Annotated in this window: 12 protein-coding genes; 10 read left to right on the forward strand and 2 right to left on the reverse strand. The window is 67.7% G+C overall.

Features of this window, described 5'->3' with window-relative positions; translation table 11 throughout:
* Window positions 1-261: 261 nt before the first annotated feature.
* From purM to ACTOWK_RS12095, 7 genes are all read left to right on the forward strand, one after another.
* Complete coding sequence (gene purM, locus ACTOWK_RS12065) at window positions 262-1,326, forward strand: phosphoribosylformylglycinamidine cyclo-ligase (RefSeq protein WP_441330404.1); 1,065 nt, start codon at window positions 262-264, stop codon at window positions 1,324-1,326.
* Between the two features lie 155 nt (window positions 1,327-1,481).
* Window positions 1,482-2,084, forward strand: a complete 603-nt coding sequence (locus ACTOWK_RS12070; protein WP_441330467.1) for a DUF2238 domain-containing protein — start codon at window positions 1,482-1,484, stop codon at window positions 2,082-2,084.
* Window positions 2,085-2,162: 78 nt separating this feature from the next.
* Window positions 2,163-2,618: a hypothetical protein gene (locus ACTOWK_RS12075; protein WP_441330405.1), complete on the forward strand. Its 456-nt coding sequence runs from the start codon at window positions 2,163-2,165 to the stop codon at window positions 2,616-2,618.
* 61 nt (window positions 2,619-2,679) lie between these two features.
* A complete protein-coding gene (locus ACTOWK_RS12080) occupies window positions 2,680-3,099 on the forward strand; it encodes a hypothetical protein (protein WP_441330406.1) in 420 nt (139 codons plus the stop codon).
* Between the two features lie 27 nt (window positions 3,100-3,126).
* Window positions 3,127-3,375 carry a hypothetical protein gene (locus tag ACTOWK_RS12085; RefSeq protein WP_441330407.1) on the forward strand — a complete coding sequence of 83 codons (249 nt, stop codon included), beginning with the start codon at window positions 3,127-3,129 and terminating at the stop codon, window positions 3,373-3,375.
* 131 nt (window positions 3,376-3,506) lie between these two features.
* Entirely contained in the window at window positions 3,507-3,914 is a 408-nt protein-coding gene (locus tag ACTOWK_RS12090) for a DUF4259 domain-containing protein (RefSeq protein WP_441330408.1), read from the forward strand.
* 917 nt (window positions 3,915-4,831) lie between these two features.
* The gene (locus ACTOWK_RS12095) at window positions 4,832-5,293 is read left to right on the forward strand and encodes a hypothetical protein (RefSeq protein ID WP_441330409.1); all 462 of its coding nucleotides are present in this window, start codon (window positions 4,832-4,834) and stop codon (window positions 5,291-5,293) included.
* A 276-nt stretch (window positions 5,294-5,569) separates the two neighbouring features.
* On the opposite strand, the gene ACTOWK_RS12100 is transcribed toward ACTOWK_RS12095, so the two are convergent.
* Window positions 5,570-7,747 carry a tetratricopeptide repeat protein gene (locus ACTOWK_RS12100; RefSeq protein WP_441330410.1) on the reverse strand — a complete coding sequence of 726 codons (2,178 nt, stop codon included), beginning with the start codon at window positions 7,745-7,747 and terminating at the stop codon, window positions 5,570-5,572.
* Between the two features lie 440 nt (window positions 7,748-8,187).
* Between ACTOWK_RS12100 and purN the strand changes: the two genes are divergently transcribed.
* The 3 genes from purN to ACTOWK_RS12115 all read left to right on the forward strand — a co-directional run bounded on the left by purN (window position 8,188) and on the right by ACTOWK_RS12115 (window position 10,375).
* Window positions 8,188-8,871, forward strand: coding sequence for a phosphoribosylglycinamide formyltransferase (purN, locus tag ACTOWK_RS12105; protein WP_441330411.1), 684 nt, complete (start codon window positions 8,188-8,190; stop codon window positions 8,869-8,871).
* 89 nt (window positions 8,872-8,960) lie between these two features.
* A complete protein-coding gene (locus ACTOWK_RS12110) occupies window positions 8,961-9,677 on the forward strand; it encodes a DUF3108 domain-containing protein (protein WP_441330412.1) in 717 nt (238 codons plus the stop codon).
* Window positions 9,677-10,375, forward strand: coding sequence for a DUF3108 domain-containing protein (locus ACTOWK_RS12115; protein ID WP_441330413.1), 699 nt, complete (start codon window positions 9,677-9,679; stop codon window positions 10,373-10,375). The genes ACTOWK_RS12110 and ACTOWK_RS12115 overlap by 1 nt, the downstream gene beginning before the upstream one ends.
* Before the next feature lie 732 nt (window positions 10,376-11,107).
* Here ACTOWK_RS12115 and murA read toward each other — a convergent pair.
* Entirely contained in the window at window positions 11,108-12,361 is a 1,254-nt protein-coding gene (gene murA / locus ACTOWK_RS12120; protein ID WP_441330414.1) for a UDP-N-acetylglucosamine 1-carboxyvinyltransferase, read from the reverse strand.
* Window positions 12,362-12,450 lie beyond the last annotated feature (89 nt).

Here is a 12,450-nt window from a genome sequence, read left to right on the forward strand (position 1 = left end):
TGCTTTGGTCCGGCGGGCGCGGGTGCGGTCCGCCGACGGTGCTCAAGGTCCGAAATGTTGCCGTAGTGGCGCCGGCACGTCCATTCGCGCGCCTGAACGGCCCGGTTCAGGCAATGCCCGCCGGAGCCTTGGCGGAGGCCTTGCACAGCCTTGGCGGAGGCTCGGCGCAGCCTCCGCGCAGCCCGCCTGCAGGTCGAACCGGTTCGGACGCCCCATGGCTGCTAAAATCCCACGTTTCCTTCCGCGACCGCCGGGGCCGCCGTGACCGCATCTCCTTCCGACACCTCCCCCAAGCCGCTGACCTACCGCGACGCGGGCGTCGACATCGACGCCGGCAACCAGGTCGTCGAACGCATCAAGCCCTTGGTCAAGCGCAGCTTCCGTCCCGAGGTGATGGGCGGCCTGGGCGGCTTCGGCGCCTTGTTCGATCTGTCCGGCAAGTACCGCGAACCGGTCCTGGTCTCGGGCACCGACGGCGTGGGCACCAAGCTCAAGCTCGCCCAGCAGCTCAACCGCCATGACACCATCGGCATCGACCTGGTCGGCATGTGCGTCAACGACGTGCTGGTGCAGGGCGCCGAGCCGCTGTTCTTCCTCGACTACTTCGCCACCGGCAAGCTCGACGTCGACACCACCGTAGCCGTGGTCGGCGGCATCGCCAAGGGCTGCGAGCTCGCCGGCTGCGCGCTGATCGGCGGCGAGACCGCGGAAATGCCCGACATGTACCCGCCGGGCGAGTACGACCTGGCCGGCTTCACCGTCGGCGCGGTCGAGAAGTCGCAGTTGCTCGACGGCGCGCGCGTGCGCCGCGGCGACGTGCTGATCGGCATCGCCTCGAGCGGCCCGCACTCCAACGGGTATTCGCTGATCCGCCGGATCTTCGATCGCGCCGGCCGTCCGGGCGACGTCGCCGTCGGCGGCGTGCGCCTGATCGATGCGCTGATGGAACCGACCGCGTTGTACGTCAAGCCGGTGCTGGAACTGCTGCGCGCCAACGGCGGCGAGCACCAGATCCACGCCATGGCCCACATCACCGGCGGCGGCCTGACCGAGAACATCATCCGGGTGATCCCCGACGGCCTCGGCCTGGACATCCGCACCGCTACCTGGACCCTGCCGCCGGTGTTCGACTGGCTGCAGCGCGAAGGCGCGGTGCCGCGCGAGGAAATGTGGCGCACCTTCAACTGCGGCATCGGCTTCGTGCTGGTGGTGCCGGAAGAAGCGGTCGCCGCGACCGAACGCGACCTGCAGCGCCTGGGCCTGTCGCACTGGCGCATCGGCGAAGTCGTCGCCCACTCCGAAGGCGAGCGCGTGCACATCGGTTGAGCCGCGCACGCCATCGACACATCGAACGGCGGGCCGAGGCCCGCCGTTTTTTTGGGTATTCCATTGCGGTTTCTTTCTCCGCAGCGCTCGGGTAGCGTGCGATGCATCTCACTTCGCAGAACCCGAACCCGATGACCGCAACGCCGGCAGGACGCATGAGCGTCGCCAAGAAATTCGCTTTGATCGCGGTGCTGGCGGTGTTCGCGCTGTCCTGGATCGACCCGACCAGCCCGGTCGAGCAGGGCATGCACAGCGTGCTGACCGTAGTCGGCCTGCTGTGGCTGTGGCGCCACGACCGCCGCTGGCCGATGCGCGACGGCCACTACCTCGCGATCTGCGCTTTCATGGTCGCGCACTGCGTCGCCGCGCGCTGGCTGTATTCCTACGTGCCCTACGACCAGTGGATTCAATCGCTGACCGGCGGCTGGTCACTGGATCGCGCGCTCGGCTTCGAGCGCAACCATTTCGACCGCCTGATCCATTTCCTCTACGGCGTCTGCTTCGCCCCGGCGGTGCGCGAATACCTGCGCCAGCGCTGGCCGGCGCTGTCGCCGCGCCAGGCCTTCGTGCTCGCGGTCGCGGCGATCATGTGCACCAGCCTGATCTACGAATGGCTGGAGTGGGCGATCGCCCTGAGCATGTCGCCGGAAGCCGCCGAGTCCTACAACGGCCAGCAGGGCGATGTCTGGGACGCCCACACCGACATGTTTCTTGCGACACTGGGCTCGCTGGCCGCCTGGCCGCGCGCGCGGCGCTGAAGCCGCCGAGCCGGCCTGCGATCGGAGTGTTCGATCAGCGCATCCAATCAAGGTATCCGACCAAGATCGGGGAGAGCCATGTCCGAGTTCGATCCAACAGCAAGCACCGCCGACAGCCTCGCCGCCGCGACGGATGCGGCGGACGCCTCGCAGTTGCATACGCTCAGCCTCCTCTATTACGTCTTGGCCGGGCTCAACGCCTTCATGCTGGTGCTGGGCCTGCTGTTCGTGGGCGCCGTCGTCCTGATCGCGGCCCGGCAGCCGGCGGGCCCGGCGACTCCGACCGGCGATTCGACGATGGAGGCCGGGTTTGCACTGCTCATCATCCTGGCCGGCTTCGTTTTCAGCGCGGTCTGTGCGGGATTGCAGTTCATGACCGCGCGGCGTTTGCGCGAACGCCGCAGAGCCCGCTTCTGCCGGGTCGTCGCCGGCCTGAGCTGTTTGTCGGTGCCGCTCGGCACCTTGCTCGGTGTGTTCACCTTCATCGTGTTGGCGCGGCCGTCGGTGCAGACGCTGTTCGCCGCGCGCGATTGACTCGCCCCCGTCGCCGCAAGCCCGGACTGCGGCCGCAACATCCTCTCCAGGAGATCCATCCATGAATCACGTCCCCGCCGCATCGGCCGTCGAAAACCCGCAGGACGCCTCCCAGCTCAAGACGCTGAGCATCCTGCATTACGTGTTCGCCGCGCTGTATCTGCTGCCGCTGCTGGTCGCCTTTTTGTACGTCTTCATGGGGGTCGCGATCCTCAAGGGCGGCATCCACAGCCAACCCGGCGACGAGGTCGGCGGATGGGTACTGATCGGCTTCGCGGTGGCGCTGTTCCTGGTCGCCATCATCGGCGGCGGCCTGACTTTCATCGCCGCGCGCCGCCTGAGCCAGCGCCGCAGTCGCACGCTGTGCATGGTCGTCGCCTGCATTTCCTGCCTGTCGGTGCCGCTGGGCACCGCACTGGGCGTGTTCAGCCTGATCGTGTTGAGCCGGCCTTCGGTGAAGGCGCTGTTCGGCGAACGCTAATCGGAAGGTTTCGACATGGGAGCTGCCATGGCGCGATACAGCGACGGACTCGAAGTCAGGATCGGCGACCAGGTCCTGTCCTACGAACTCAATCGCGGCAGGATCGTGGCCCTGATCGACCGCGGCGAGTATTCGGCCAAGTTCCCGCAAGCCGAATGGGCCTACCTCGAACGCGGCGTACTGGTAGAAACCGACTTCGGCGGGCTGGTGCACTACCCGAACGGCTTCAAGCACGATGAGTTGTGCCTGATCGCCCGGGCGCCGGACCGCGAATAGACCCGGCGCATCGTCGGCGTTGGCCGGAGACTCCGCTTCCATCCGCAGCACGCGACGGCGGCAGGCCACACAATGCAGTACATCGATCCGTCCCCGGGCGGCTCGCGAGTTTCATAAGCAGGAGCGAATAGATGGGCGCTTGGGGCATTACCACGTTCGACAACGACGATGCGGCGGACTGGCTGGCCGATTTGTCCGATCACCAAAGCCTGGCGCTGGTGCGCGAGACCATCGCGGCCGCGCTCGACGCGGAGGATTATCTGGAAGCCCCGGAGGCCGCGACCGCGTTGGCCGCGTGCGAACTGATCGCCGCCGCGATCGGCCGCCCCTCGGCCACGGCGCGCAAGCAGGAAACGCTGACGCACTGGATCGCGCACCGCAAGCCTTCGCCGGATGCCGCGCTCATCGCCGATGCGCTGCGCGCCATCGACCGCGTGCTGGGCCCGGAATCGGAACTGCGCGAGCTATGGGAAGAGACCGAGGACTACGCCGCATGGCAGGCGGACGTCGCCCAACTGCGCTCGCGGCTGTCGCATTGAGGCGCCGCCGTCGGCCTTGTGCGCTCGGCCTTGCGCCGGCGGCCTCCGGTCTCGATCGTCCGCGTCGCCGCGGCCGCCGATGCCCGTCCCTCGTTTGCCGGACATCGTGTCCGTCCAAGCGCGGGCTATGGCGGCCTGACCCGCTATAGCCCGCTGCGTCCAGCCCGTTGGCTCCCCCGTCGGACCGATCGCTCCCGCCTGCGCCGCGCGTTGCGCGCAGCGCCAGCGACCGCGCCGGACCGTCCGTGGCCGACGCGGGGCGGGCGGCATGTCCCTATGCCTCATCACCGGCCCAGCCGGATCGCTGCCTGCGGTTCCCGCCCGTGAGACTCGCCTGGAGTCGCGGAAGGTGCACGCGCGATCGCGGTGGGCCGCGAAGTTCGTTACCCATCGGCATGGCCGATCCGTCTCGGCGCCAGGCCTGTCGAGTTCAAGCCTGTCGACGCTGGCCTGTCGACCGCAGACCTGTCGACGCAGACCTGTCGATACAGGCCTGTCGACGCTGGGCCTGCAGAGGCCGGGCCGGCCGATGGATCGGCCGCGTCGGCATGCGAACGGGAGTGAGCGTTACCCGATGCGCATGCCGACGCGCCCTGTCGACACGATCGCAGTGCGTCCGTCCAGTGGACGGGCCCGGCGTTGACCGGACCGACACCGCGTCGGCGACCTCTCCATTAACCGTCGGCGCGCGCCGATTTGCGAGGAACGTTCAGGGACCGAACCGGGACGCGGCGGGAACGTTTCGCGATCGGGGGCGATGCCGAACGCAAAGACCGCTAACAAGATCACAGCGCGACCGTGTCGCCCGACAAATTCGGGTCGATTCGTTCCCGCTTTGGTCCCCGAATTGCTTGGACTCGGCTTCGGCACGCTTCGTAGGCTGGGCCTCCATCGATCTTCGCCTACAGGGGGCGGACATGCGCACGACACTCAAGGCATTCATTCTCGCGGTCGCGTTGCTCGGCACGACCGCCATCGCCCACGACACCGACGGCGCCTGCGCACAGGAAGGCGCACGCATGACCATAGTCGGCTCGTTCAATTTCGGCTCGCAGGAGCTGCTCGAATTCCAACAACGCGAACTCAGCGGCGGCATCCGGCTGCCGCCGGGCGGCATGTGCACGCCGAGCAGCTGCGGCATCGTCGACGACCATTGGGCGGTCGCGACCCGCCGTGCCTTCCAGTACTGCGAGCAGATCGCCCCGGGCAGCATCGCCCAGGTGAGCTCGCCGGCCACCTATAACGACGCCCTGCTGCACCACTCCGCCTACAGCTTCGGCCCGAACACCCCGAATCTGCAGGGCCTGTGCGTGCGTTGCCAGGTGCTCAGCAGCACGCCGATCAAACTGACGACAGCGACGAACGGACTGCGGCCGTAGGGCGAAAGCCACTGGCCGTAAGCGCGAAACCGTCCCGCCGTCATCCCCGCGCAGACGGGGATCCGAAGACTTCAGAGCGATGTAGCGATAAAGCTCTGGATATTCGGCTCCGCCCAAGTAAAGCGGAGCCCGCCTTCGCGGGAATGACGGATGGCGCTATCGCGCGCATCGGAATTCGCTACGAGCTGAAGTCTCCATCGCCCGGCCAGGGTGCACTGCGCCCTGGCGTTCACGGATGCGCGAGCCAATGGATCGAGCGCATCCATTTACCGTCGCTCACACCAACGCATGGCGTCGCGTATACGTCAGCACGGTATCGACGTGCTTCTGCAGTTCGCTGCGCAGGGGTTCTTCCAGCGGACACTCGGCCAGCACGTAATAGCCCGAGCGCAGCACGTCGCGCCAGCGCGGCTGGCGCGGCAGTTTGGACAGGCTGAGGTAGCGCTCCATCGCTCGCGCCCGCAGCCGGCCGTCGTCGACGGTAACGCGCCAGATCCGGCTTTTTTCCGCCAGTTCCAGCCGCCCTTGGCCGGTGCTGCGTTCCCAGGCTTCGACCACCGCCAGCATCAACTCGACCAGGGCGCGGCGGAACGACGAGCGCATGGCTTCGCCGGCGGTGGCGTCCAGAGCCGAGGCGGCTTCGACGTCGGCCAAGGCTGCGACCGCACCCGCCTCGATGCCGACCGGCTCCATGCCGACGCGCTGGGCCTGTTCGGCGCCGAGTGCGTCCAGACCGAGCACGATCAGGCCCTCGCCCTGCCCGGTCTCGCTGAGCTGCGCACGCAGGGCGCCGCTGCCCAGGCGGAAGTCGACGCGCTGCGAGGCCGAGGACTCGTCGAGCCGCTCCATCGCCTGGGCGAAACGCGAGGCATCCGACTCGCCGAGCAATTCGCCGAAAGTACGGCCGGGCAGGCTGTCTCCGGCCTGTCCGAGCAACTGCCCGGCGCTGCGGTTGGCGGCGAGCACTTGGCCGCCGGCGTCGAGGATCAGCACCGCATCGTCGCGGCTGTCCAGTGCGGCCTGCAGGCGCGTGCGGTCGACGCCGAGCTCGGCCGCCGCGCGGCGGTAGTACTCCACCTCCTCGGCCAGGCGCGCCTGCCGCGCCGCTTCGGCGAGACGCGCGCGCTGTTGCCGGCGCAGGAAGAACACCAGCAGCCCGAGCACCGCCGCGACCGCCGACACCGCGGTCAGCCACAGAGCCAGGGTGCGCTGCTTCAGACTCAAGGCGCGGACCTGGTTTTCGGCGGCGAGCGCGGCGATGGTGCGGTCGCGCTCGGCGGTTTCGAAACGGATCTGCATCCACTTCATCTCGCGGTCGTACCGCGCCTCGCGCAGGGTCCGTGCCGCGACCTCGGACTCGCGCAAGGTCGCCACGGCGCGCGGCCATTCGCCCAGGGCTTCGTAGGCATCGGCGAGTTCGGCCAACAGCGCCGGCCGATCGCTGTCCTGCGCCGGCAGGCTCGACAAGGCATCGTTCAGACGCAATTGCGCCGCCCGCGCCCGACCCGACAAACGCTCGGCACGCGCGGCCTGCAGTTGCAGCGGTGCCGGTGGCCGGACGCCGTCTTCGGCCGCGAGTGCGAGACCGCGTCCGGTCCAATCGCGCGCCTTGGCCAGATCGCCGCGCAGGATCGCGGCGCGGCCGAGTTCGGCATGCACGCGCAACTGATAAGTGCGTTCGCCGGCTTTGACGAACGCGGCCAAGGCCTGCTCCAACAAGGCCTCGGCGCGCTGCGTATCGCCCGAATCCAGCGCCAGCACGGCCATGCTCTGCAGCACGTGGGCCGCTTCGATCGAGTTGCCGACGCGGCGGAACTCGGCCAGCGCCTGATCGTAGTGACGCGCGGCGTTGTCGGTCGCGCCGAGATCGCGATAGATATCGGCGATGTTGTTGAGCACCGGCCCCAGGGCCGGCTCGCGGGCGCCGCGCTGGATCTCCAGACTCGACAAGAACGCTTGCAAGGCGCCGCGATAATCGCCGAGCCGCCGCAGCGAGGCGCCGATGTTGTTCCAGCTCTTGGATTGCGCCGGCCGGTCTTCGTGACGCTTGGCGATCTGCAAGGCCTGATGGAACTTGCCCAAGGCTTCGACGGTGCAGTCCTGGCGGTAATCGAGCACGCCCCGCCGGCGCACGAGTTCGTAGTCGACCGACCAACCGGCCTCGGCGCCCGCCACGGCCTGCGCGCAATCGAGCGCACCGGATGCGCCGGCGAAATCGCCGCTGCGCGAACGCTGGTCGCCGGCCTCGTACAGCGCTGCGAGCGCATGCGCGCGGTCGCCGCCGGGCGTCAGGCCATAGCGTCGCCGACACTCGTCCGCGTCGGGTACCGCCGCGGCCGGATGCGATGGTCGGCACGCCGCGTCTGCGTCGGCCTGCGTTGCCGCGGCCGGCATGTTCAACAGGAAACTGGTCAATACCGCAAACGCCCAACGCCTCGAACTGTCCTTGCCCACGCCCCGCTCCCGGCTGCCGCTATCGGCAGCTTTGCCGATCCGGCCCCGAAGCGAAAGCGATGGCGTTACGAAAAGTCTCCATCGATCCGATTCATTTAGCGCATCCGGTCACAGTGACCGCGGGACGCATCGACACTCGCGCGTTCGCAGCGACACGTATCTCCCCGCCCAGCCCTCTCAACCTCGCCTTCCTGCCCTGGTCGCAAATCGGTGCGCGGCCGCTTCGGGGGTAGGAGCGGCGCGAGCCGCAACCGCGAACTCAGCGGTCGCTGCGCCGCCCCGGCGACCGGGCCATGCCATGAAACACATCGGCAACGAAGACCCTCAGAACCCAAGACACACTCCGCCCCTGTCCACCCCCTCCCCAGCCCGCCAACCGCCAGATCGCACACCCGGCGAATCGCTTAAAATGCCGGTCTGTCTCGACCTGATGGCCCGCAATGTCCCAGCCGCTCCCCCGGATCGCCGTCCTCGCATCGGGCCGCGGCAGCAATCTGCAGGCCGTGCTCGACGCCATCGCCGCCGGCCGGCTGGCCGTCGAAGTAGTCGGGGTGTTCTCCGACAAGCCCGGCGCGGCCGCCCTGGAGCGCGTGCCCGAGGCCTTGCGCTGGTCGGCCGCGGCCAAGGCCTACCCGAGCCGCGAGGCCTTCGACACCGACCTCGCCGACGCCGTCGCCGCCAGCCGGCCCGACTGGATTCTGTGCGCCGGCTATCTGCGCATCCTCGGCGCCGCCTTCGTCGAACGCTTCCGCGGCCGCACCATCAACATCCACCCCTCGCTGTTGCCCAAGTACCGCGGCCTGCACACCCACGCCCGCGCCCTCGCCGAGGGCGATCGCGAGCACGGCGCCAGCGTGCACTTCGTCATTCCCGAACTCGACGCCGGCGCGGTCATCGCCCAGGCGGTCGTCGCGATCGAAGCCGGCGATACGCCGGAAACCCTGGCGCAGCGCGTGCTGGGGGTCGAACACCCGCTGTTGCTCGCGGTAATGAGACTGGCCGCCAGTGGCCGCCTGGCTGAACACGGCGCAACCGTCACCCTCGACGGTCATCCGCTATTTACGCCGCTGCGTTTAGATTTCGCCGGCGATCTGACCCACCCGGCCTCCGGCCTCGCGGCCTGAACGCCGCGCCCCGCGCAGGGGTCCAACGCGTTTCGCACACGCCGTCCACGCGCTGCCAATCGAGCCCTCCAGGATCCTCGCGTTTGCCCATGAAGTCCCATCTGCCCCTGTTCATGGCTGTGCTGATCGGCGCAGCCCTCCCCGGCAGCGCCTTCGCGCTGGAACCGTTCGTGGCCGATTACCAGGTCTTCAACAGCGGCAAGGCGCTCGGCGACGCGACCATGCAGGTCAAGCCCGAGGGCGGCCACTGGCGCATCGACCTGAACATCCATGCCGAACGCGGCATGATGGGCCTGGCCGGCGCCGCCGCGCAGCAGAGCACGTTGTTCGACACGGTCGGCGACGGCTACCGCCCGCTCAGCCAGACCATGGTCCGCAAGGTCCTGTTTTCCAAACGCACGATCACCGGCGTTTACGACTGGAACCAGCGCAACGCGCAGTGGAGCGGCGACGTCAAGGAACACCGGCGCAAGCCGATTCCGCTGCTCGACGGCGACATGAGCGGCCTGCTGATCAATCTCGCCGTGGTCCGCGACGCCCAACCCGGCAAGACCCTGAATTACCGCTTCGTGGATTCCGGCCGCGCCCGCCCCCATCAATACCTGGTGGCCCAGGAGCTGGAAGGCGTCAAGGTCGACGACATGAGTTTCAACGCGATGCGCGTCAACCGCGTGCAGAGCGGCAACGAGGAAACCTCGATCTGGGTGGTCGACGGCGTCCCCACCCCGGTGCGCATCCTGCAGCGCGAAAATGGCCAGGACACGTACGATCTGCGTCTGGTCGAATACAAAGGAGTCAACGAATAATGACGACCCAAACGAATAGTCGAATCCCCAGGATTCGTTTTGCTTTGCTCGCTGCCGCGCTGACCCTCGCCAGCGCCCCGGCGCTCGCGGTCAAGCCGTTCAGCGCCGACTATTCGGCCAGCTACATGGGCATGCAGGGCAACGGCCGCATGACCGTCGCCGCCGCCGGTGCGAACCGCTGGAAATATAGCCTGGCGGTGACCAGCCCGCTGGCGAATCTGCAGCAGTCGACCGTGTTCGAGGAAAAAGCCGGCCAGTTGCGCCCGATCAGCGGCAGCGACAGCAGCAAGGTGCTGACCAAGAACAAGAACAAGAACGCGACCTACGACTGGGCGCGTGGCGTGGCCACCTGGACCGGCGACGTCAAGCCCGACCGCGCCGGTCCGATCAAGCTGGAGACCGGCGATCTGGACGCGTTGTTGATCAACCTAGCGCTGGTGCGCGACGCCCCCGCCGGCAAGCCGATGAGCTACCGCATGGTCGAGGACGGCCGGGTCAAGCAACTGACCTACACCGTCGAAGGCAAGGAAGCGATCACCGTCGGCGGCAAGTCGCAACAGGCGACCAAGCTGGTCAGCAAGAACGGCGACAAGGAAACCATCGCCTGGGTCGTCCCCGGCATGCCGGTGCCCGCGCGCATCCTGCAACGCGACAAGGGCGCCGACGCGATCGACCTGCGCGTGCAGTCGGTGCGCTGAGGCGCTGCGCCCCGCTGGCGTCGGGTTGCTCCGATACGACAAAGCCCCGCTTCGGCGGGGCTTTTCGTTGCGGCGGCCGATTGAGTCGGGATTGCATCGAGACCCTCGGCATTCCTTCCGCAGAGGGATTCCGCCTGTGTAGAGGGGCCAGCGGGATTCGCTCTGCTTTGCGACGGCGTCGTTTCGTCGAACGAAGAGCAAATCCCCCGCGCCAGTCACTGACGAATCGACTTCGTGCGGCGCAAGGCGCAGCCCCCTTCTGCAAAGGGGGCGAACTATCGTGGCTGCATCGAGAGAGTTTCGTTGGTGCAGGCGCTGCATGGCGCTTCGTCGTAGCGAAGAACCGCCAAGCCCCGCTGTTGCCCCTCTTTTCAAAGGGGGCGAACCATCGTGGCTGCATCGAGAGAGTTTCGTTGGTGCAGGCGCTGCATGGCGCTTCGTCGTAGCGAAGAACCGCCGAGCCCCGCTGTTGCCCCTCTTTTCAAAGGGGGCGAACCATCAGGCCGCATCGTCGGATGCGCCACCACGGCCTGTTCGTCGCCACACATAACCGCCGAGTCCCGCTGTTGATCCCCCCTTTGGAAAAGGGGGGCTTGGGGGGATTTGCTCTTGCTTCTAGATCACAGCGATCTGCAACCAAATCCCCCGCGCCGCGCAAGGCGCAGCCCCTTTTACATAAGGGGGCGAACTACCAAGGGGCGAACTATCGCGAGTGCGTCGAGAAACGCCCGCTTACACCCGGCGGATCTTCGCGCCCAGCTTGGACAGCTTGGCTTCGATGTTCTCGTAGCCGCGGTCGAGGTGGTAGATGCGGTCGATCGTGGTTTCGCCCTGCGCCACCAGGCCGGCCAGGATCAGCGAGGCCGATGCGCGCAAGTCGGTCGCCATCACCGGTGCGCCGCTGAGCTTGGGCACGCCGCGGATCACCGCGGTGTGGCCGTCGACGCGGATGTCGGCGCCCAGGCGCAGCAGTTCGTTGACGTGCATGAAACGGTTTTCGAAGATCGTCTCGTTGATCACGCCCACGCCTTCGGCCACGCAGTTGAGCGCCATGAACTGCGCTTGCATGTCGGTCGGGAACGCCGGATACGGCGCAGTCACCATGTCGATGGCGCGGGCGCGGCGGCCGCCCATGTCGAGGGTGATGCGGTCGCCGTCGACTTCGATCTGGGCGCCGGCATCGCGCAACTTGTCGAGCACCGAGTCGAGCGTGTCGGCGCGGCTGTGGGTGACGGTGACGCGGCCGCCGGTCATCGCCGCGGCGACCAGGAAGGTGCCGGTCTCGATGCGGTCGGGCAACACGTCGTGGCTGCCGCCGTGCAATTTTTCGACGCCATGAACGACGATGCGGCCGCTGCCGGCGTTCTCGACCCGCGCGCCCAAGGCGTTGAGACAGTCGGCCAGGTCGACGATTTCGGGCTCCATCGCGGCGTTTTCGAGCACGCTGGTGCCCTCGGCGAGCACCGCGGCCATCAGCACGTTTTCTGTGCCGGTGACGGTGACCACATCGAAGACGAAGCGCGCGCCCTTCAAGCGCCCCTTGCGCTGCGCCTTGATGTAGCCGTTCTCGACGGTGATCTCGGCGCCGAGCGCCTGCAGGCCCTTGATGTGCTGGTCGACCGGACGCGAACCGATCGCGCAACCGCCCGGCAGCGAGACCTCGGCTTCGCCGTACTTGGCCAGCAGCGGGCCGAGCACCAGCACCGAGGCGCGCATGGTCTTGACCAGCTCGTACGGGGCGACATGGCTGTTGACGGTGGTCGGGTCGACCGTGATCGTCGCGCCTTCGCTGCTCACGCCGGCCCCGAGCTCGCCGAGCAACTTGGCGGTGGTCAGCACGTCGTGCAGTTGCGGCACGTTGCGGATCGTCACCGGCGCGTCGGCCAGCAAGGTCGCGCACAGGATCGGCAACACGGCGTTCTTGGCGCCGGAAATCTGGACTTCGCCATTGAGCGGCTGCCCGCCTTCGACCACGATTTTTTGCATTTAGGGAGCCGGGTATGGGAAATGAAGAGTCGGTAATGGTAAGAGCAGACGGCCGGGGACGGGTGAGGTCTCGGTGAAGTGCCGCCTAG

This window comes from Lysobacter sp. CA196, assembly GCF_052078695.1.
In the GTDB taxonomy this organism is placed as follows: domain Bacteria; phylum Pseudomonadota; class Gammaproteobacteria; order Xanthomonadales; family Xanthomonadaceae; genus Lysobacter.